This window comes from Streptomyces sp. NPDC002795, assembly GCF_042888725.1.
GTDB lineage: Bacteria > Actinomycetota > Actinomycetes > Streptomycetales > Streptomycetaceae > Streptomyces.
The window spans coordinates 113,234-131,984 of the sequence record NZ_JBIAQB010000003.1; the positions used below are offsets into that span (position 1 = coordinate 113,234).

Below are 18,751 nucleotides of genomic sequence, written 5' to 3' on the forward strand. Positions count from 1 at the left end.
GTGATTCTTAACGTCACGTCCATGAACGCCACTTCCCTTCGCGGCTCCCTGCTCGCCACGTTCGCCTGCGTCCTGGTGGGCGGCTCGTTCACCGCCAACAGCGTCCTGGGCCACTACCCGTACGCCGGCGGCCAGTTCCTCCGCTACGCCGTCGCGTGCCTGCTGCTCCTGCCGCTGGTCGGGAGGGGTGGCCTGCGCCCGCTGCGGCTGCTCACGCCGCGCCAGTGGGCCCGGCTCGCGCTGCTCGCCGCCGTCGGCATGGTGGGCTTCAACCTCGCGGTCCTCGCCGCGGAACGCTCCGCCGAACCCGCGGTACCCGGCGTCTTCGTAGGATGCGCGCCCGTGGTGGTCGCCGTCCTGGTGCCCCTGGTGAGAGGCGTGCGGCCGAGCCGGGCAGTCCTGTACGGGGCGTTGCTCGTGGCGGCCGGGGCCTTCACCGTCCAGGGGTGGGGGCGTACGGACGTCGCCGGGATCGCCTTCTCGGTATGCGCGCTCGTGGGCGAGGTCGGCTTCGCCGTGCTCGCCGTGCCGGTGCTGCGCCCGCTGGGCCCCCGGCTGCTGTCCTGCGCGGTGTGCGGGATCGCCGCTCTGGAGTCCGCCGTCGCCGGGATCGTCGTGGACGGCGGCGGCTGGCTGCGCAGGCCGGACGGCGCCGAGTTCGCGGCCCTGGCGTGGCAGGCCGTGGTCGTCACGGTGGTCGGCTTCGTGTGCTGGTACATGGGTATGCAGCGGATCGGCGCCGAGCGGGCCACGCTGTTCTCCGGGCTCATCCCCGTCGCGGCGGCCTGCACCGCGCCGCTGGTCGGCTCGGGTACGTACGGCATCGCCCAGGGCGCGGGCAGCGCGCTCGTCGCCGCCGGGGTCGCCCTGGGTTCCGGTGTGTTCGCGCGGCGCTCAGCGGCTCCCGTCGAGGATCACCCGCGCGACCAGCGCCGGGTCGTCGTTCATCGGGACGTGTCCGCAGCCGGGGAGCTTGATCAGGCGGGCCCGCGGGATGACGTGCTTGGCGCGGATGCCCTGGCGGCGCACGAGGATGCGGTCGCTGGTGCCCCATGCGATGGTGACCGGCAGCTCCTGGACGTCGTCCTGGAAGAGCACCGAACGACCGGCGTCCAGCGTCTCCCGGAACCCGGTGGCCTCCCGCAGGGCCAGCGTCTCCGCGACGACCGCCTCGGGTGAACGGCGGCCGGGCCGCGCGTAGATGGTGCTGGTGAGCGCCGCGCGCCCCGCCGCGGAGCGGGAGAGCCGCTCGATCACCGGCACCGGCATGGCCCGCGCGCCCGCCCGCATCGCGAGCAGCGTCCCGAAGGCGTAGCGCCGCTCGGCCCCGGTCCAGAACCCGGCGGGGGAGAGCGCCGTGACGGACCGTACGAGCTTCTCCCGGCCGAGGTCGAGGGCGAGCAGCCCGCCCAGCGAGTTCCCCGCCACATGCGGCCGCTCGACCCCGAGATGGCGGCAGAACGCGTCGAGGACGGGGACCACGCCGGCCAGGTCGTACGCGAGTCCGTCCGGCAGCGCGGGCGACTTCCCGAACCCCGGAAGATCCACCGCGATCACGTCCCGCTCCGCCGCGAGGATCGGCAGCACCGGCTGCCAGGCCTCCCAGTGGTGCCCTATCCCGTGCAGCAGAAGCAGCGGCTCACCGCTGCCCGTGCGCTCGTACGCGAGGCGCACGGTGCGGGACCCGCCGGCGCTCTCGATATTGAAGGACGCCTCTGTCGACATGTCGCTCACTCCCTGTCCCCGCCACGCCGCGACGGTTCCTTAGACACCTTGTCAGCAACAATTACCGCTCAGTAGCGCGCAGTTCAAGCCGCGTAGCCGAAGTAGTACGGCGCCCGCTGGACAGCGCCCGAGGTGTCCTATGGGATGGGTGGGTGGCCACCGACACAGAGATCGATGACTTCGAAGAGCACCGCCCCGTCCTCATGGGCGTCGCCTACCGCATGCTGGGCCGGGTCGCCGACGCGGAGGACGTGGTGCAGGACGCCTGGCTGCGCTGGTCCCGCGCGGACCGCGCCGACGTCCGCGAACCGCGCGCCTACCTGGTGCGCGTCACCACCCGCCTCGCCATCGACCGGCTGCGGCAGGTCCAGTCGCGCCGCGAGTCCTACGTAGGCCCCTGGCTGCCCGAGCCGCTCGTCACCGACTTCGGGCCCACGGTGCCCGACACCGCCGAGCGCGCCGTCCTCGCCGACTCCGTGTCGCTCGCGGTACTCGTCGTCCTGGAGTCCCTCTCGCCGCTAGAGCGCGCGGTGTTCGTGCTGCGGGAAGCCTTCGGCCTGACCTACGCGGAGATCGCCGGCACGCTGGAGCGCGGCGAGGCCGCCGTGCGACAACTCGCCGCACGCGCGCGTAAGCACGTGGACGAGCGCAGGCCCCGCTTCGACGTCGACCCCGTCCAGCAGCGCGACCTCACCGAGCGCTTCCTGGCCGCCGCGACCGAGGGCGACCTCGACGGGCTGATGGCCATGCTCGCCCCGGACGCCCGGCTCGTGGGCGACAGCGGAGGCAAGGCCAGGGCGCCGCTGCGGGTCATCGAGACCGCCGACAAGGTGGGGCGGTTCGTCCAGGGCGCCGTACGGCAGGGAGGCTCCGGCGACTTCGAGCTGCGGCTCGTGGAGTTCAACGGCACCCTCGGCGTGCTCGTCACCGGAGACGGAAAGCCGGACTCCGTCCTCCAACTCGGCCTGCACGAAGGCCGGATCCAGCAGATCTACATCGTGCGCAACCCGGACAAGCTCGGTTCGCTCGCGTAGACGCGCGCCGGACACCCGGCCCAGGCCCGCTCCCGTCGCACATGCGGGGGCGGGTCTTCCGCGTTCCCCCACGTGAGAACCCGACGACGATTGGTATTGACCAAGTTCCGAGAACGGTCCTACTCTCGCAGAGATAAGGCAGGAACCTTTAATAAACAAGGGCGATAAAAAGCTGCCAGGGCACGGCTGTTGCGGAGGACAGGGTGGGGACCACGCAGTTGGAAGCGGCTCCGGAGCCGAAATACTGGCACCTGAAGACCGTGCTCACCGATGCGCTCGACTCCGAGTTCACGGTGGGCGAGATCCTGCCGAACGAGCGTGACCTCGCGGCCCGCTTCGGCGTCGCCCGCGCCACACTCCGCCAGGCTCTGGAGCAGCTGGAGCTGGAAGGCCGGCTGCAGCGCCGTCGCGGCGTCGGCACCACGGTCGCGCCGCCCCGCATGGGCGTCGCCGTCGCGTCGAACGACCGGGACTGGCCCGGTGGCAGCGCAGACGCGTGGCAGGCCGTCGACTCCGCCGTCGAGGTCCCGCCGAGCGCCGTCGCCGCCGCCCTGGAGACCGCGCCGGACACCGAGGTGCACGTCCTGCGCCGCACGCGCGTCTCGCACGGCCAGCCGGTCGCTGCCGAGCTGCTGTACGTCCCCGCCGGCTCCGCCCCCGACCTGACGGCCATCGACGCCGCGTCGGGCGCCGCACGCGCGCGTGCGGTCGTGCGGGAGTTGCAGCGCCTTGGCCTGGACGGGGAGGACCGCGCGGTCGAGCTGGGCTCGGCCCGCGCCGACGACGCGAAGGAACTCGACCGGCTGCCCGGCGCCCCGGTCCTCGTCGTCACGACCCGCTACTTCAGCCGCGGCACGACCGCGGCCGTCTCGGTGGCGACCTACCGCGCGGACACCTGCCGGCTCACCTTCGGTGACACGGCGGGCGTCGAGATCCACCACGCTCCGCAGACGCGGGCGTCCTGACCCCCGGGTGACCGCCGCTCGGCGTCCGGGCGAGCGGTGACGGGTTCTTCTGGGGGCGCGGGGAACTGCGCACCGGGCTCCGGGTGAGCGGCGACGGTCGGTCGACCGGGAGCTCGCAGGGGCGCGAGGGACCGCGCACCGGGCCACGGGTGGCCGCAAACCCGGTCGTCGGCGGAGCTGCTGTCACCGGCGGGCCGTGACCGTGCCCTCCGTAGCGAAGAGTTCCTCTTCCACGTGGTCGAGCGCGAGCCGCAATGCTCCCGTGGCCACCGCCGCCTCGCCCAGCGTCGACAGCGCCACCCGCGGCGGCCGCAGACAGTACCGCTCCAGCTCTCGCCGCAGCGGTTCGAGTACGCCGTCGAGCCCCGCGGCCCAGCCGCCCACCACGACCAGTTCCGGATCGAGCGCGAGCACCAGCGCCGCCACGTCGTGCACCAGCCGCTGAAGGAACCGCTCGACCGCGGCGGACGCCCGGTCGTCGCCCTCGCGCGCCAGCGTGAACACGTGCGCCACGGCGAGCTCGTCCAGCGGGTGCAGCGGCTCGTCCGTGGTGGACAGCAGCGCCTCGGGCCGCACCTCGCGGCCCAGCAGGTGCAGCGCGCCGATCTCCCCGGCGGCGCCCCCGAAACCACGGTGCAGGCGGCCGCCGATCAGGGCGCCGGCCCCGGGGCTGAGCCCGGCGAGGACGAACACCATGTCGTCGGTGTCCGACCCGGCGCCCTTCCAGTGCTCGGCCACGGCCGCCGCGTTCGCGTCGTTCTCCACGAGGACCGGGCACTTGAAGGAGCGTTGCAGCCGCTCGCCGAGCGGAAGCCCGGTCCAGCCCGGCAGCGCGGTGCTGAGCCGCACCGTCCCGTCCGCCTGCACGATCCCGGGGCTGCCGACACCGACCGCCCACAGCGAGCCACGGGCCACGCCCGCGCGGCGCAGCAGATCGGCGACGGTGCCGCGCAGCCTTTCGAGCCGCTCGTCCGCCGGAGCGGCCTCGTCGACCTCCTTGGACGCCGAACCGAGCACCCTGCCGTCGAGCGCCGAGAGCACCGCGGCCACCCGATGCGGGCCGATCTCCAGGCCGAGCAGATGCCCGGCCTCGGCCCGGAAGCGGAACTTGCGCGCGGGCCGGCCCTGCCGCCGCGCGCCCGGCTCCTCGACCGTGGTCTCCACGACGAGCCCGGCCACGATGAGCCCCTCGACGACGCCCTCCACAGTGGGCCGCGACAGGCCGGTGACGTGGGTGACCTCGGTGAGCGTCGCGAAATCGGTGGAACGCAGTGCGTGCAGCACCACCGCGGAATTGATCCGCCTGAGCAGAGAGGGATCCCCGCCGGTCAGCCGCCCCACCGTCGTCCTCCCCGCCGTCGCGCGTGTTCGCCGGATGGTACCCGCAGCCGCGGAAAGCGGCGAGAGTCGGGTGCACCTCTGTGACGTACGTTGTTCGGCCGCGCGCAGCCGAATCGGTGCAGGTCGGGTCTCACGTCGGCGCCACGAACCCCGATTCGTACGCCGCGATCACCGCCTGCGTGCGGTCCCGCGCGCCCAGTTTCGTCAGCACCGCGCTGACGTGGGACTTGACCGTCTCGGTGCCGACGACCAGGTCCGCGGCGATCTCCGCGTTCGACAGACCGCGCGCCATGAGCCGCAGGACCTGTCCCTCGCGCTCGGTCAGCGCCGCGCGCTCCAGTGCCGCGCGGGCCGCCGAACTCCCGTACTCCGCCGCCAACTTGCGGACCGCCGCGGGGAACAGGAGCGACTCGCCCGCCGCGACGAGACGAACCGCGTGCACGATCTCCTCGGGGCGCGCCCGCTTCAGCAGGAAGCCGTCGGCGCCCGCGCGCAGCGCCCCGTACACGTACTCGTCGTTCTCGAACGTGGTGATCACGAGGATCTTCGGCGGCCGCTCCGCGCCGCGCAGCACCGCGCGCGTGGCCTCGATCCCGTCGAGCAGCGGCATCCGGACGTCCATGGCGACGACGTCGGGTCGCAGCTCGCGGACCAGGGGGACGACCGCCGCGCCGTCCGCGGCCTCGCCCACCACCGTGATGTCCGGCTGCGCTTCGAGCACGGCGCGCAGGCCCGCGCGGACCAGAGGTTCATCGTCGACAAGAAGCACGGTGAGCGGCACGCCGTCAGCCTAGATCACTCCACCGGCAGTTCGACGTGAACCTGCCACTCGTCGCCGAGCGGGCCCGTCCTGGCGTGGCCGCCGAGCAGCGCCGCGCGCTCCCGTACACCGCGCAGCCCGCTGCCCGTACCGCCGTGCCCGGAGCCGCGTCCGGGCGGCAGGGGATTGCGTACCTCCAGGACGAGGTGCTTGTCCGCGACATGGAGGGTCACGGTGACCGGCACGGTTCCGCAGTGCCGCAGCACGTTCGTGAGCGCCTCCTGGAGGATGCGGTAGCCCTCGCGGGACACCGGCCCCGGCACCGTCTCCAGCGGGCCGGTCACCGTCACCTCCACCTTCGCCCCCGAAGCCCGCGCCGAGTCGAGCAGCCGGTCCGCCTCCTGGAGCGTGGGGCGGCTGCCCACCGGCTGCTCCGCCTCGCGCAGCACCAGGAGCACCCGCTCAAGGTCCTCCAGGGCGGCCCGGCCGGTCTCCTCGATGGCGCCCAGGGCCCGGTCCGTGAACGCCGGATCGCCCGCAGCGCGCGCCGCGCCCGCCTGCACCACGGCGACCGTCAGCGCGTGGCCGATGGAGTCGTGCAGCTCACGGGCGATGCGATTGCGCTCCAGCAACTGCTCGGTGCGCTCCTCCAGCGCGGCAAGCCAATCCGCCCCCGACGGCCCGAGGAGCACCTGCGCCGTGCGAGCCGTCAGCCACCCCGCGCCCGCCGCCACGTACACAAGGAAGAGCAGGACGAAGGGGATCGCCGCCACGCACAACCAGGCCGCTTCCGGCACTGGCAGCGCCGACAGCTCGTCGACTCGCTCGCCCATGGCCGCGCCCGTCAACTCCATGGCCAGCGCGGCGACTTGACCCGAGAACAGGGCGACCGAGAGCCCCAGGAACAGCCGGAACACCAGCCAGGCCGATGTCCTGCCGCGGTCCTGCCACGAGGCCGAGGGCGCGACCGAGATCTCACGCTCCGCGCCGGTGCCGGCCACGCGCGCGTGCTTCCCGGGAAACAGCATCATCCGCGCCTGCAGCCCCTCCGAACGCCGCATCACCGGAATCGCGCCGAGCGCCAGGAGCAGCGGCACGGGGATCACATAGATGAGCACCCAGGCACCCACGGAGGGGGCGGAGAGCCCCGGGTAGACCATCGCGAACACGAAGGCGAGCACCGACGAGCAGAGCAGATGCAGCCAGCGGGTGTACGTGACCGCGCGCGCGAGCGGTCTCAGGAAGCGGGGCATACCGTCATCGTGCCAGTCGCCCCGCGCCCGACGGCTCCCCCGCACGGGGGAGGCGAACTCCACCGGTGGGGGAGGCCAGGGGGCCCTGGCGCGGACGATTCTGTGGGCATGACCAGTATCGACGTCAAGGACCTCAGCAAGGAGTACGGGACGACGCGCGCCGTGGACGGGCTGACCTTCCAGGTCGAGCCCGGCCGCGTCACCGGCTTCCTCGGCCCGAACGGCGCCGGCAAGTCCACCACGATGCGCCTCGCCCTCGGCCTCGACCGCCCCACCTCCGGGACCGCGCTCATCGGAGGCCGCCCCTACGCCACGTACGACGAACCGCTGCGCGTGGTGGGCGCCCTGCTCGATCCGCAGGCGGCGCACGGCTCCCGCACCGCGCGGGACCATCTGCGGGCGCTCGCGGCCAGTAACCGGATCCCGACGCGACGCGTCGACGAGGTGCTGGAGCAGGCCGGCATCGCCGCCGTGGCGAAGAAGCGCGTCAAGACGTTCTCGCTCGGCATGCGGCAGCGGCTCGGCATCGCGGCGGCGCTCCTCGGCGAACCCGAAGTGGTGCTGCTCGACGAGCCGTCCAACGGCCTCGACCCCGAAGGCATCATCTGGATCCGGGAGTTGATGCGCGACCTCGCCCGCGCGGGACGCACGGTGCTGGTCTCCAGCCACCTCATGAACGAGACCGCGACCTTCGCCGACCACCTCGTCGTCCTCGGCCGCGGCCGGCTCCTCGCCGACACCCCGATGCCGGAGTTCATCGCCGCGCACAGCGCACGCCGCGTACGGGTGCGCTCCACGGACCCCGCACGCCTGAGAGCCGCGCTCGTGCGCGCCGGACACACGGTGTCTCTCGCCGACGACGGCCGCTGCGACGTGGAGGGCGTCACCGCCGCCGACGTGGGCGCGCTGGCCGCCGCCGAGGGCGTCCCCGTCCTCGAACTCGCCGACGAACAGGCATCGTTGGAGCAGGCCTACCTCTCCCTGACCGCGAACGACACCGAGTTCGCCGCCGCGCCCCTCCAGGAGGCCTGACCCATGACCGCCACGTCCACCACCGCCGTACTGCACTCCGAGTGGATCAAAGTCAGATCGCTGCGCGGCAGCTTCGGCTCGCTGCTCGCCGTCTTCATCGCGACCCTCGCCGTCACGGCCCTCGTGTTCCCGACGGTCGGCCAGGCCGAGGCCGACAACGGCGAGGACCTGCTCTTCGGCGCCTTCTACGCCCTCAACTTCGGGCAGATCGCGGTGCTCGCCTTCGGCGCCACAGCCGTCTCCTCGGAATACCTGAACAACGCGCTGCGCGTCTCCCTCGCCGCCGTGCCGAACCGGAACCTCTTCTACGCCGCGAAGATGGCGGTCATCGGCGGCTGCGGGCTCGTCGTCGGCCTGCTCACCGTCTTCGCCACGTTCCTCGTCGGCCAGGCGTTCATGGGCCCGTACACGCTCGACCTCGGTGACCCGGGTGCGCTGCGGGCCTGCCTCGGCGGCGGGGTGTACCTCGCGCTGATGGCGCTGCTCGCGGCGGGGCTCACGGCCGTGCTGCGCAGCGCGGTGGCCGTGCTGAGCATCCTGGTGCCGTTCCTGCTGATCGTGTCCTTCGTCGTCGGGGACATCGCGGGTTCGGTCGCCGACCTCCTGCCCGACCGCGCCGGCCAGCAGATCCTCCACCAGCACACGGAGGGCCTCCTCGGCCCGTGGTCCGGGCTCGGCGTGACCGCGCTGTGGGCGGCGGTCGCGGTGCTCGCCGGATGGTGGGCGGTGCGGCGCAGGGACGCGTAGAGCGGCGGGCCCGTCGCGCGCACCGTCGAACTCCCGTGCCAAGATGGGATCTTGAGCAGAGCCCGGCAACGTACGAGGGAGACCGCATGAGTGACGCCGACGGGACGAGGCCGGAGGGACGGATCTCCAGCCACATCGCGCACAACGCGCGCGTGTGGAACTACTGGCTGGGCGGCAAGGACCACTACGAGGTCGACGAGGAGGTCGGCGACATGGTGACGTCCATGTACCCGAGCATCGGCGAGGTCGCCCGCGCCGACCGCGCGTTCCTCGGCCGCGCCGTCACCTTCCTCGCCGGCGAGGCGGGCATCCGCCAGTTCCTCGACATCGGCACGGGCCTGCCGACCGTCGAGAACACGCACGAGGTCGCCCAGCGGATCGCGCCGGACGCGCGCGTCGTCTATGTGGACAACGACCCGATCGTCCTCACCCACGCCCGCGCGCTGCTCACCAGCTCCGCCGAGGGCCGGACGAACTACGTGGACGCGGACGCCCGTGACCCGAGGGCGATCATCGACGCGGCGTCCGAGACCCTCGACTTCGAGCAGCCCGTCGCGGTCATGCTGCTCGGCATCCTCAACTTCGTGCTCGACACGGAGGAGGCCGCGTCCATCGTGCGCGAGCTCGTCGACGCGATCCCCTCCGGCAGCTACGTGGTGCTCACCCACCCCACCCTCGAACTCGGCGGCGAGGGCAACGAGGAGGCCATGAAGTTCTGGAACGAGAACGCGAAGCCGCCGATCACCGCCCGCACCGGCGCCGAGGTGGCGGCGTTCCTCGACGGCCTGGACCTCGTGGAACCCGGCCTCGTCTCGTGCGCGCGCTGGCGCGACGAGGAGGGCACGCAGGTCGCCCAGTTCGGCGCGGTGGCCCGCAAGCCGTGATCACCGGGTAGCGGCGGCCTCGCGGAGGCGTGCGTACTCCTCCGCCATGGTCGCCGCCGTCCAATGGGCGTTCAGACCACTGGGGTTGGGCAGCGCCCACACCTGGGCGCCGCCGATCGTCCGCTCCTGCGGGCCGATCTTCGCCCGGGGCTCACCGAAGGCGGACCGGTACGCGGTCACACCCACCACGGCGAGCCACCGCGGCCGCAGCTCGCCGACCTTCTCGGCGAGCACCCGACCGCCCTCCCGATACTCCTGCGCGCTCAGCTCGTCCGCCCGCGCGGTGGCGCGCGCGACGACGTTCGTGATCCCGAGCCCGTACGACAGGAGCTCCTGCTGCTCGGACGGCTTCAGCTGCCGGGGCGTGAAACCGGACAGGTGGAGGACCGGCCAGAAGCGGTTGCCGGGGCGGGCGAAGTGGTGGCCGGTCACCGCCGTCATCAGGCCCGGATTGATCCCGCAGAACAGAACCCGAAGGCCGCTCGCGACGACGTCCGGTACGAGACGGTCACGAGCGGCCTCCAGGTTCGCCTGCGTAGGGCGCGAGGTCAGAGGATCGCCCCCGGCGTGTAACCGGCGGCCTGAGGGTGCTGCTTCGCGATCTCCTCGACGCGGGCCACGATCTGCGCGACCTGACCGGCGGCGGCGCCCGTGAAGGACAGCTTGTCCGCCATCAGCTCGTCGAGCTGCGCACGGTCCAGCGGGATCCGGGAGTCGGCGGCCAGCTTGTCGAGCAGCTCGTTGCGCTCGGCGCCCTGCTCGCGCATCGCGAGGGCCGAGGCCACCGCGTTCTCCTTGATGGCCTCGTGGGCCTCCTCGCGGCCGACGCCCGCGCGCACCGAGGCCATGAGCACCTTCGTGGTGGCGAGGAACGGAAGGTAGCGGTCCAGCTCACGGGCGACGACGGCCGGGAAGGCGCCGAACTCGTCGAGCACCGTCAGGAACGTCTCCAGCAGACCGTCGAGCGCGAAGAACGCGTCCGGCAGCGCCACGCGGCGCACCACCGAGCACGACACGTCGCCCTCGTTCCACTGGTCGCCCGCCAGCTCGCCGGTCATCGACGCGTAGCCGCGCAGGATCACCATGAGGCCGTTGACACGCTCGCAGGAGCGGGTGTTCATCTTGTGCGGCATCGCGGAGGAGCCGACCTGGCCCGGCTTGAAGCCCTCGGTGACCAGCTCGTGCCCGGCCATCAGCCGGATCGTCTTGGCGGTGGACGAGGGTGCCGCGGCCAGCTGCACCAGCGACGTCACGACCTCGTAGTCGAGCGAGCGCGGGTAGACCTGGCCGACGGAGGTGAATGCCTGCGAGAAGCCCAGGTGCTGAGCGATCCGGTGCTCCAGATCGGCCAGCTTGTCGGCGTCGCCGCCCAGCAGGTCGAGCATGTCCTGGGCCGTGCCGACCGGGCCCTTGATGCCGCGCAGCGGGTAGCGGTTCAGCAGCTCCTCGACCCGGCCGTACGCGACGAGCAGCTCGTCGGTGGCGGTCGCGAAGCGCTTGCCGAGGGTGGTGGCCTGCGCCGCGACGTTGTGCGAGCGGCCGGCCATGACCAGCTCGGCGTACTCGCCGGACAGCTTGCCGAGGCGGGAGAGAACGGCGACGGCACGGTCGCGGACCAGCTCCAGCGAGAGCCGGACCTGCAGCTGCTCGACGTTCTCCGTCAGGTCCCGGGACGTCATGCCCTTGTGGACCTGCTCGTGCCCGGCGAGCGCGTTGAACTCCTCGATACGGGCCTTCACGTCGTGCCGCGTGACCTTCTCGCGCTCGGCGATGGAGGCCAGGTCGACCTGGTCGAGCACACGCTCGTAGTCGGCGATGGCGGCATCCGGGACGTCGATCCCGAGATCCTTCTGGGCCTTCAGCACGGCGAGCCAGAGCTGTCGCTCCAGCTTCACCTTCTCCTCGGGGGACCAGAGGGTGGCGAGCTCGACGGAGGCATAGCGGCCGGCGAGAACATTCGGGATACGGGGCTTTGCAGGCGCAGTCACGTGACCTGAGTTTACCGGGCGTCCCTACAGGCTCCGAACCGTCGTCCGAATGTAGGAACGTACAGGCCCTAGGAAGCCGAGCGGTCCCGCGACTCCTCCGCGTACGGGCTCAGCTCCGACCGCTTCGGTGCCCTGCCGTCGCCCGACGACCTTCCCGTCAGGCGGCGGCCGATCCACGGCACGAGGTGCTGCTTGGCGAAGCGGGCGTCGGTCAGTCGGCGTGTCACCCAGTTCGGCGGGAGCGTGGACGGCAGTGCGGCGCGCCAGTCGGATTCCGCGTCGTAGCCGAGGCCCTGCCAGACCGCCTCGGCGACCCGGCGGTGGCCCTCCGCCGTGAGGTGCAGCCGGTCGACGTCCCACAGGCGCTGGTCGCCGAGGACCGGCGCGCCGTACAGGTCGACGACGAGGGCGCCGTGCTTCGCCGCCAGGTCGTCGATGCAGGTGAACAGCTCCTCCATGCGTGGCCGGAAGCGCTCCATCACCGGGCCGTCGCGGCCGGGGCTGCGCATCAGGACGAGCTGCTCGCAGGACGGGGCAAGCGTCTCCACGGCCCGCGTGAGCAGATCGCGGACGCGGACCATGTCGCACTTGGGGCGCAGGGTGTCGTTGAGGCCGCCGACCAGGGTCACGACATCCGCCTTCATCGCGGCGGCGACGTCGATCTGCTCGTCGACGATCTGGCCGATGAGCTTGCCGCGCACGGCGAGGTTCGCGTAGCGGAAGTCCGGGGTGCGCGCGGCCATCCGGGCGGCGAGGAGGTCGGCCCATCCTCGGTAGGAACCGTCCGGCAGCAGGTCCGACATGCCTTCGGTGAAGGAGTCGCCGACCGCGACGAGGCTGGTGTGGTGGGGGTTCGTGTGCATGGCTGTGTCGATGGTATCCCGAGGCAACGAAGTGCTGGGTGCCGTGGGTCTGTGCAGCGGCGCCCCGCGGCGGTATGCCGGGAGCGGACACGGTGAACGGGGGAGCGGATCATGTGGAGCATCGGTTTCTGGAAGGCCACCGCCGAGCGGGCGATCCGGACGTTCGCGCAGGCGCTCGCGGCGGTGCTGGTCGCGGGCGCGACCAACCTGCTGGACGTCGACTGGGCCGCGGCCCTCGGCACGGCGGGGCTCGCCGCACTGCTCGCGGTCCTCACGGCCGTCGGCACCGCGGGCATCGGGCCGCACGGGCCGGGCGTGCTGGAAACGCCGATGTCGGATCCCGCGACGCCGCGCCCTCAGCCCACGACGCCCACGACGGACCCGCCCGCCACGCACACCTGATCGCCCTCGAAGCGGTCCCGTAGCCTGCGGTCGTGGGAGACCACCACGAGCGTGCCCGCGTAGCCGGCCAGCGCCTCGTCCAGGTCCTCCGCGAGCGCGGGGGAGACGTGGTTCGTCGGCTCGTCCAGGAGCAGCAGATCGGCGGGGCGGGTGACCAGGCGGGCCAGATCGAGCCGACGGCGCTGGCCGACGGAGAGGTTCCGCACCGGCACGGCCAGGTCCTCCTCACGGAACAGGCCGAGCGCCAGCAGGGCCTGCGCGTGCTCATCGGGCAGCCCGCCGAGCCCGGCCGCGAACGCGTCGAGGAGCGGCTGCGCGGCGCCGTCGTGCGCGACCTCCTGCGTCAAGTGGCCGATGCGCGGCGGGAGTTGGATCGTTCCGCGATCCGGTGCGAGGCGCCCGGCGAGGAGTGCGAGCAGCGTCGACTTGCCCGCACCGTTCGGCCCGGTCACCAGCGTGCGCGAGCCCGGCTCCAGCACCAGCCGGTCGACCGCGAGCCGCCCCTCGACGACGACATCGGTCACCTCCACGGGGTGGAGGAAGGGGTGGTCACCGCCTTCCGGACCCTCACCCACCCGGAACCGCAACGGCTCCGGCGGTTTCGGGACCGGATCGGCGCGCAGCCTGCGCAGGCGCTCGCGCGCGTTGCGGACGACGCCGGACACCTGGCCCTCCACGGACCGCTGGTGCTTGGAGAACTTGGCGAACGTGCTGCTGTCCCGCATCCGCCAGCCCCCGGAGAGGCGCGCCGACGTGTCCTCGGCGATTCCCTCCTGCCGGTCCACCTCGTCGGACCACGCCCGGTAGCGCTCCTCCCAGCGGCGCCGCACGGTGGTCCGCTGTTCCAGGTAGCCGTCCCAGCCGTTGCCGTAGCGGGCGACGGACTGCCGGTCGCCGTCGACCTCCAGGATCGCGCCGGCCACCCGGTCGAGGAAGACGCGGTCGTGGGTGACGGCGACGACGGTGCCGCGGTGTGCCCGCAGCCGCTCCTCCAGCCAGCTCAGCGCCTGGTCGTCGAGGTGGTTCGTCGGCTCGTCCAGGAGCAGCAGCTCGGGCCGCGGGGCGAGGACGCAGGCGAGACCGAGCCGCGCCGCCTCGCCGCCCGACAAGGAGCCGAGCGTGCGCGTGCGCGCCAAATGCGGGACGCCGAGCCCGTGCAGGGCCGCCTCAAGACGGGCGTGCGCGCGGTAGCCGTCGCGCGCCTCGAAGGCCGCCACCAGATCGGCGTACGCCGTCAGCGCGCCGGGCCCGGCCGAACCGAGGGACGCCTCCGCCTCGGTGATCCGCCGCTCCAGGTCGCGCAGCTCGGCGAGCGCCGCGTCGACGGCGTCCTGCACCGTGGCCCCGGGCGGCAGCGGCTGCGTCTGGGCGAGGTAGCCGGTGCCGCCGTCGGCGCCGACCACGACGGAGCCCTCCGCGGCGGCCAGCTCGCCCGCGAGCAGCCGCAGCAGCGTCGACTTGCCGGAACCGTTCTCGCCGATGACGCACGCCTTCTCGCCGGGCCGCACCGACAGCGAGATCCGGTCGAGGACCGGCCGGTCCGGGTATCCGTACGACACGTCCTTCAGGACGAGCTGGCTCATGCCTCCCCTTTCCCCGCCCTATGGATTTCCCGGCCATGCGGAACGGCCCTACGAAGGGCTCACACCGGCTGGCCGAACAGCTCCCGCAGCACGTCCTCCATCGTCACCAGACCGGCGAGCCGGCCGTCCGCGCCGAGCACCGCCGCGACGTGCGTACGGCTGCCGCGCATCGCGGTCAGCACGTCGTCCAGCGGAGTCGTCTCCCGCACGCGCGCGATGGACCGCATGTCCGGCACCCGGAACGGCAGATCGCGCGGCATCGCGTCCAGCGCGTCCTTCACGTGCAGATAGCCGACGATCCGCCGGCCCTCGTCCACCACGGGGAAGCGCGAGAAACCGGACTCGGCGGAGAGCCGCTCCAGCTCCTCGGGCGTGACGCCCACGCGCGCGTAGACGACCCGTTCGATCGGCAGCACGACGTCCTTGATGGGCCGCCGGCCGAGTTCCAGCGCGTCGTGCAGGCGCTCCTGCGCGCGGTCGTCGATCAGGCCCGCGTCGGAGGCGTCCTTGACCATGCGGGCCAGCTCGTCGTCCGAGAACGTCGCCGTGACCTCGTCCTTCGCCTCCACGCGGAGCAGCTTGAGCAGCCCGTTCGCGAAGGCGTTGATCGCGAAGATCACCGGTCGCAGGGCGCGCGCGACGGCGACCAGGGGCGGACCGAGCAGCAGCGCCGAGCGCACCGGCTCGGCGAGCGCGATGTTCTTCGGCACCATCTCGCCGAGCAGCATGTGCAGATACGTCGCCACGGCCAGCGCGATCACGAACGAGATCGGGTGGACCAGGCCGTGCGGTACGCCGACCGCGTCGAACGCGGGCTCCAGCAGATGCGCGATGGCCGGCTCCGCCACGATGCCGAGCACCAGCGTGCACAGCGTGATGCCGAGCTGCGCCGCGGCGAGCAGCGCCGACACGTGCTGCAGGCCCCACATGACGCTGCGCGCGCGCCGGTCGCCCTCCTCGGCGTACGGCTCGATCTGGCTGCGGCGCACCGAGATCATCGCGAACTCGCCGCCCACGAAGAAGGCGTTGACGAAGAGAGTCGCCAGGCCGATGAGCAATTGGATCGCGGTCATCGGGCCGCCCCCTTCTCCTTCTCCTGAGAGGCCTTGTCGGCCTTGGCGGACCTGGTCGCCGACCTGGCCTTCGCGGACGCCCGGCCGGTCTTCGACTCGTCCGCCGCCCTGCGTTCCTCGGTGTCCAGGACCAGCGGCGCGTGCAGCAGTACGCGGGCCGCGCGATGCCCGTGCGCGTCCACGACGTCGAGCCGCCACCCGGTGACCTCGACGCTGTCGCCGATGGCCGGGATCCGGCCCAGCTCCGTCGCGACGAGCCCGGCCAGCGTCTCGTACGGCCCGTCGGGCGCACGCAGTCCGACCCGCGCGAGCTGGTCGGTGCGGGCGGCGCCGTCGGCCGAGTAGAGCGTGCGGCCCTCCGGGTCGGTGCCCGCGGCCGCGATGTCGGAGGTCTCGTGCGGGTCGTGCTCGTCGCGGACCTCGCCGACGACTTCCTCGACGATGTCCTCCAGGGTGGCGACACCGGCCGTGCCGCCGTACTCGTCGATGACCACGGCCATCGTCCGCTTTCCGGAGAGCCGGTCGAGCAGCCGGTCCACGGTCAGCGTCTCCGGTACGAGCAGCGGCTCGCGCAGCAGGTCGGTGACGCCCTTGCGGGAGCGCTGCTCGTCGGGCACGGCGAGGACGTCCTTGATGTGCACGACACCGACGACCGAGTCGAGGCTGCCGCGGTAGACGGGGAAGCGGGACAGGCCGGTGGCCCGCGTCGCGTTCGCCACGTCCTCGCAGGTGGCCTGCAGGTCGAGGGCCATGACCTGGACGCGCGGCGTCATCACGTTCTCCGCGGTCAGGTCGGCGAGGTTCAGGGTGCGCACGAACAGCTCGGCGGTGTCCGCCTCCAGGGCGCCCTCCTTCGCCGAGTGCCGGGCGAGCGCCATCAGCTCCTGCGGGCCGCGCGCGGAGGCCAGCTCCTCGGTCGGTTCGATGCCGAAGCGGCGCACGAGCCGGTTCGCGGTGTTGTTGAGGTGCGTGATGAACGGGCGGAACGCCGCGCTGAACCAGCGCTGCGGCGTCGCCACCTTCTTCGCCACGGCCAGCGGCTCGGAGATCGCCCAGTTCTTCGGCACCAGCTCGCCGACGACCATGAGGAACACGGTCGACAGCGCGGTGCCCAGCACGAGGGCGACCGAGCTGGAGGCCCCCTCGGACAGGCCGAGGGACTCCAGCGGCCCCGACAGGAGCTTGGAGATGGACGGTTCGGCGAGCATGCCGACGACCAGGTTGGTGACGGTGATGCCGAGCTGGGCGCCGGACAGCTGGAACGTGAGGTTCCGTACGGCCCGCAGGGCGCCGGCCGCGCCGCGCTCACCGCGCTCGACGGCCTCTTCGAGGTCAGCGCGCTCGACGGTCGTCAGCGAGAACTCCGCGGCCACGAACGCGCCGCAGGCCAGCGACAGCAGGACCGCGACGACGAGCAGCAGTACTTCGGTCATCGGTACGTCACCTCCGTCCCATGGTCGGCCAGGGCCGGGACGGATGCGCGCTCGTGGGGGCCGCGCGGGGAGACGGACCGGGGACTAGGGGGCTCGCCCATGGCCGGACGCTCACACCTTTCGCAAGAGTCGAGTCGTAGGAGTTCGAGTTGTAAGAGTTCGAGTCGTAAGAGTTCGAGTGACTCATTCATGGTAAAGGACCGGCAAAACGGATTTCCCCGCTGCGGGATCGTCAGTCAGTGAGCAGCTTGCCCCAGCGGGACCACCGGGGATCGGGTGCGTACCCCGCCGCCCGCCACGCGTGCTGCGCCCTCTCGTTCCGGTCAAGGACCATCGCGTCCCCCCGGCGCCCGCCGAGCGCGACGAACCGCTCCTCCGCCGCCGCGAGCAGCGCGGACCCGATGCCCTGACGCCGCGCCCGCGGGTGCACGGCGAGCCGGTAGAGATGGCAGCGCCAGCCGTCGAACCCGGCGATGACCGTGCCCACGAGCTCCCCGTCGCGCTCGGCGAGCAGCAGGGCCTCGGGGTCCCGCTCGACCAGGCGCCCGACGCCCGCGCGGTCGTCGCTGATGCTGGTGCCCTCCGCGGCCTCCTTCCAGAACGCGAGCGCGGCGTCGAGATCGGCGGGTCCTGCGGCACGTACACGGAGATCGCTCATGGTCCGATCCCACCACCGCGGATCGCAGGACGCCGCGGATTTCACATGCCGGACGATCAGCGGCCCCGCAGCTCCTCGATCACCGGCGCGAGCGCCTCCATGGACGGCTCCAGGACGGTGATGTACGAGAACCCGAACCGCTCGCGCCGCGCCAGCAGCTGCTCCGTGATCTCCTCGACGGTGCCGACGAGCAGCAGCGGTGAGTCGAGGACCTGCTCCTGCGTGAGCCGCGGCAGATGTTCGAGGAGGGGCTGGACGGCGGCGGGCCTGTCGTCCGTCACCGCCACCAGCTGCACGAGTAGGTTGAGTTCGGCGCTCTCCGGGCGGTCGGCGGCGAACTTCCGGTACCTGGCGACCCGCTCCTCCAGCTCGTCACCGGTCAGTGGTTCGAGCCCGCCCGCGTTCCCGGCGGGCGCCCGGGCCCCGGTGAACGCGGCGATGTCGGCGTGCCCGGCGGTGATCCGCAGCATCCGGTCGCCGTTCGCGCCGATCAGGAGAGGGGGCCGGGGGCCCTGGTCGGGCGCGGAGAGCAGCCGGTCGAGCTCTGCGATGGTGTGTCGCAGATGGTCGACGCGGCTGCCGGGTGTACCCCACTCCAGACCGGCCTGCTCGAACTCCTCACGTACGTAGCCGGTGCCGAGGCCGAGTTCGAGGCGGCCGCCGGTGAGTGCGACGGTGGTGGTGACCTCGCGGGCGAGCAGCACCGGGTTCCAGAACGCGCAGTTGAGGACGAACGTCCCCACCCGCGGCCGGCTCGTCGCGTCGGCCGCCGCCACGAGCGAGGGGAACGGCGACGGGGCGCCCAGGTGGTCGGGCACGAGGATCACGTCGTAGCCGAGCTCCTCGGCCCGCCTGCACTTGGCGCGCCACGCGTCGTCCGGCGCGGGCGTGACCAGGTTGACGCCGAAGCGGAACGGGCGCGTCGTCCCCGAACCTTCCGTACTCATGGGGTCTCCTGAACTCTCCTTGAAACATGGACAGTTACCGCGAGTCGACCCTACGCCCGGCCC

Annotated in this window: 18 protein-coding genes and 1 pseudogene; 7 read left to right on the forward strand and 12 right to left on the reverse strand. The window is 72.5% G+C overall.

All coding sequences use genetic code 11. The features are described from left to right. Nucleotides 1-21 precede the first annotated feature (21 nt). A pseudogene (locus ACFYWS_RS09820) lies at nucleotides 22-858 on the forward strand (DMT family transporter); the annotation flags it as partial. A gap of 36 nt (nucleotides 859-894) precedes the next feature. Here ACFYWS_RS09820 and ACFYWS_RS09825 read toward each other — a convergent pair. Further along, nucleotides 895-1,725 (reverse strand): alpha/beta fold hydrolase, encoded by an 831-nt coding sequence (locus tag ACFYWS_RS09825; protein WP_389272149.1) that lies wholly within the window; start codon nucleotides 1,723-1,725, stop codon nucleotides 895-897. A 152-nt stretch (nucleotides 1,726-1,877) separates the two neighbouring features. On the opposite strand from ACFYWS_RS09825, the gene sigJ reads away from it, so the two are divergent. Next, complete coding sequence (sigJ, locus tag ACFYWS_RS09830; RefSeq protein WP_389272152.1) at nucleotides 1,878-2,759, forward strand: RNA polymerase sigma factor SigJ; 882 nt, start codon at nucleotides 1,878-1,880, stop codon at nucleotides 2,757-2,759. 203 nt (nucleotides 2,760-2,962) lie between these two features. Continuing rightward, nucleotides 2,963-3,724, forward strand: coding sequence for a GntR family transcriptional regulator (locus ACFYWS_RS09835; RefSeq protein WP_389272155.1), 762 nt, complete (start codon nucleotides 2,963-2,965; stop codon nucleotides 3,722-3,724). A 183-nt stretch (nucleotides 3,725-3,907) separates the two neighbouring features. On the opposite strand, the gene ACFYWS_RS09840 is transcribed toward ACFYWS_RS09835, so the two are convergent. From ACFYWS_RS09840 to ACFYWS_RS09850, 3 genes are all read right to left on the reverse strand, one after another. Continuing rightward, entirely contained in the window at nucleotides 3,908-5,065 is a 1,158-nt protein-coding gene (locus ACFYWS_RS09840; protein WP_389272158.1) for an ROK family protein, read from the reverse strand. A 130-nt stretch (nucleotides 5,066-5,195) separates the two neighbouring features. Continuing rightward, entirely contained in the window at nucleotides 5,196-5,846 is a 651-nt protein-coding gene (locus ACFYWS_RS09845; protein WP_389272161.1) for a response regulator, read from the reverse strand. 14 nt (nucleotides 5,847-5,860) lie between these two features. After that, complete coding sequence (locus ACFYWS_RS09850) at nucleotides 5,861-7,078, reverse strand: sensor histidine kinase (protein WP_389272164.1); 1,218 nt, start codon at nucleotides 7,076-7,078, stop codon at nucleotides 5,861-5,863. A 108-nt stretch (nucleotides 7,079-7,186) separates the two neighbouring features. Here ACFYWS_RS09850 and ACFYWS_RS09855 point away from each other — a divergent pair, with 108 nt between their 5' ends. The 3 genes from ACFYWS_RS09855 to ACFYWS_RS09865 all read left to right on the forward strand — a co-directional run bounded on the left by ACFYWS_RS09855 (nucleotide 7,187) and on the right by ACFYWS_RS09865 (nucleotide 9,741). Continuing rightward, a complete protein-coding gene (locus ACFYWS_RS09855) occupies nucleotides 7,187-8,110 on the forward strand; it encodes an ABC transporter ATP-binding protein (protein ID WP_389272167.1) in 924 nt (307 codons plus the stop codon). A gap of 3 nt (nucleotides 8,111-8,113) precedes the next feature. Further along, entirely contained in the window at nucleotides 8,114-8,857 is a 744-nt protein-coding gene (locus ACFYWS_RS09860) for an ABC transporter permease (RefSeq protein WP_389272171.1), read from the forward strand. A gap of 86 nt (nucleotides 8,858-8,943) precedes the next feature. Further along, nucleotides 8,944-9,741, forward strand: coding sequence for an SAM-dependent methyltransferase (locus ACFYWS_RS09865; protein ID WP_389272174.1), 798 nt, complete (start codon nucleotides 8,944-8,946; stop codon nucleotides 9,739-9,741). Here ACFYWS_RS09865 and mug read toward each other — a convergent pair whose 3' ends face one another. From mug to ACFYWS_RS09880, 3 genes are all read right to left on the reverse strand, one after another. Then, nucleotides 9,742-10,293, reverse strand: coding sequence for a G/U mismatch-specific DNA glycosylase (gene mug / locus ACFYWS_RS09870; protein WP_389274048.1), 552 nt, complete (start codon nucleotides 10,291-10,293; stop codon nucleotides 9,742-9,744). Further along, the gene (gene purB, locus ACFYWS_RS09875) at nucleotides 10,290-11,729 is read right to left on the reverse strand and encodes an adenylosuccinate lyase (RefSeq protein ID WP_389272177.1); all 1,440 of its coding nucleotides are present in this window, start codon (nucleotides 11,727-11,729) and stop codon (nucleotides 10,290-10,292) included. The genes mug and purB overlap by 4 nt, the downstream gene beginning before the upstream one ends. Before the next feature lie 68 nt (nucleotides 11,730-11,797). Beyond that, nucleotides 11,798-12,592: an SGNH/GDSL hydrolase family protein gene (locus ACFYWS_RS09880; RefSeq protein ID WP_389272180.1), complete on the reverse strand. Its 795-nt coding sequence runs from the start codon at nucleotides 12,590-12,592 to the stop codon at nucleotides 11,798-11,800. Nucleotides 12,593-12,703: 111 nt separating this feature from the next. Between ACFYWS_RS09880 and ACFYWS_RS09885 the strand changes: the two genes are divergently transcribed. After that, nucleotides 12,704-12,994: a holin gene (locus tag ACFYWS_RS09885; protein WP_389272183.1), complete on the forward strand. Its 291-nt coding sequence runs from the start codon at nucleotides 12,704-12,706 to the stop codon at nucleotides 12,992-12,994. On the opposite strand, the gene abc-f is transcribed toward ACFYWS_RS09885, so the two are convergent. From abc-f to ACFYWS_RS09910, 5 genes are all read right to left on the reverse strand, one after another. Next, nucleotides 12,949-14,577 (reverse strand): ribosomal protection-like ABC-F family protein, encoded by a 1,629-nt coding sequence (gene abc-f, locus ACFYWS_RS09890; protein ID WP_389272186.1) that lies wholly within the window; start codon nucleotides 14,575-14,577, stop codon nucleotides 12,949-12,951. The genes ACFYWS_RS09885 and abc-f overlap by 46 nt on opposite strands. A 59-nt stretch (nucleotides 14,578-14,636) precedes the next feature. Next, complete coding sequence (locus ACFYWS_RS09895) at nucleotides 14,637-15,650, reverse strand: hemolysin family protein (RefSeq protein ID WP_389272189.1); 1,014 nt, start codon at nucleotides 15,648-15,650, stop codon at nucleotides 14,637-14,639. Beyond that, nucleotides 15,647-17,083: a hemolysin family protein gene (locus ACFYWS_RS09900; RefSeq protein ID WP_389272192.1), complete on the reverse strand. Its 1,437-nt coding sequence runs from the start codon at nucleotides 17,081-17,083 to the stop codon at nucleotides 15,647-15,649. The genes ACFYWS_RS09895 and ACFYWS_RS09900 overlap by 4 nt, the downstream gene beginning before the upstream one ends. Before the next feature lie 232 nt (nucleotides 17,084-17,315). Beyond that, entirely contained in the window at nucleotides 17,316-17,741 is a 426-nt protein-coding gene (locus tag ACFYWS_RS09905; protein ID WP_389272195.1) for a GNAT family N-acetyltransferase, read from the reverse strand. 56 nt (nucleotides 17,742-17,797) lie between these two features. Next, nucleotides 17,798-18,688 (reverse strand): LLM class F420-dependent oxidoreductase, encoded by an 891-nt coding sequence (locus ACFYWS_RS09910; protein WP_389272198.1) that lies wholly within the window; start codon nucleotides 18,686-18,688, stop codon nucleotides 17,798-17,800. Between the last annotated feature and the right edge of the window lie 63 nt (nucleotides 18,689-18,751).

Excerpts from the sequence above, each read along its gene's own strand:
- ACFYWS_RS09885 (WP_389272183.1), top strand. The coding sequence starts at position 12,704 with ATGTGGAGCATCGGTTTCTGGAAGGCCACCGCCGAGCGGGCGATCCGG.
- ACFYWS_RS09880 (WP_389272180.1), bottom strand. The coding sequence starts at position 12,592 with ATGCACACGAACCCCCACCACACCAGCCTCGTCGCGGTCGGCGACTCC.
- ACFYWS_RS09825 (WP_389272149.1), bottom strand. The coding sequence starts at position 1,725 with ATGTCGACAGAGGCGTCCTTCAATATCGAGAGCGCCGGCGGGTCCCGC.
- ACFYWS_RS09910 (WP_389272198.1), bottom strand. The coding sequence starts at position 18,688 with ATGAGTACGGAAGGTTCGGGGACGACGCGCCCGTTCCGCTTCGGCGTC.
- ACFYWS_RS09850 (WP_389272164.1), bottom strand. The coding sequence starts at position 7,078 with ATGCCCCGCTTCCTGAGACCGCTCGCGCGCGCGGTCACGTACACCCGC.
- ACFYWS_RS09865 (WP_389272174.1), top strand. The coding sequence starts at position 8,944 with ATGAGTGACGCCGACGGGACGAGGCCGGAGGGACGGATCTCCAGCCAC.
- ACFYWS_RS09855 (WP_389272167.1), top strand. The coding sequence starts at position 7,187 with ATGACCAGTATCGACGTCAAGGACCTCAGCAAGGAGTACGGGACGACG.
- abc-f (WP_389272186.1), bottom strand. The coding sequence starts at position 14,577 with ATGAGCCAGCTCGTCCTGAAGGACGTGTCGTACGGATACCCGGACCGG.
- ACFYWS_RS09860 (WP_389272171.1), top strand. The coding sequence starts at position 8,114 with ATGACCGCCACGTCCACCACCGCCGTACTGCACTCCGAGTGGATCAAA.
- ACFYWS_RS09895 (WP_389272189.1), bottom strand. The coding sequence starts at position 15,650 with ATGACCGCGATCCAATTGCTCATCGGCCTGGCGACTCTCTTCGTCAAC.
- ACFYWS_RS09905 (WP_389272195.1), bottom strand. The coding sequence starts at position 17,741 with ATGAGCGATCTCCGTGTACGTGCCGCAGGACCCGCCGATCTCGACGCC.
- ACFYWS_RS09900 (WP_389272192.1), bottom strand. The coding sequence starts at position 17,083 with ATGACCGAAGTACTGCTGCTCGTCGTCGCGGTCCTGCTGTCGCTGGCC.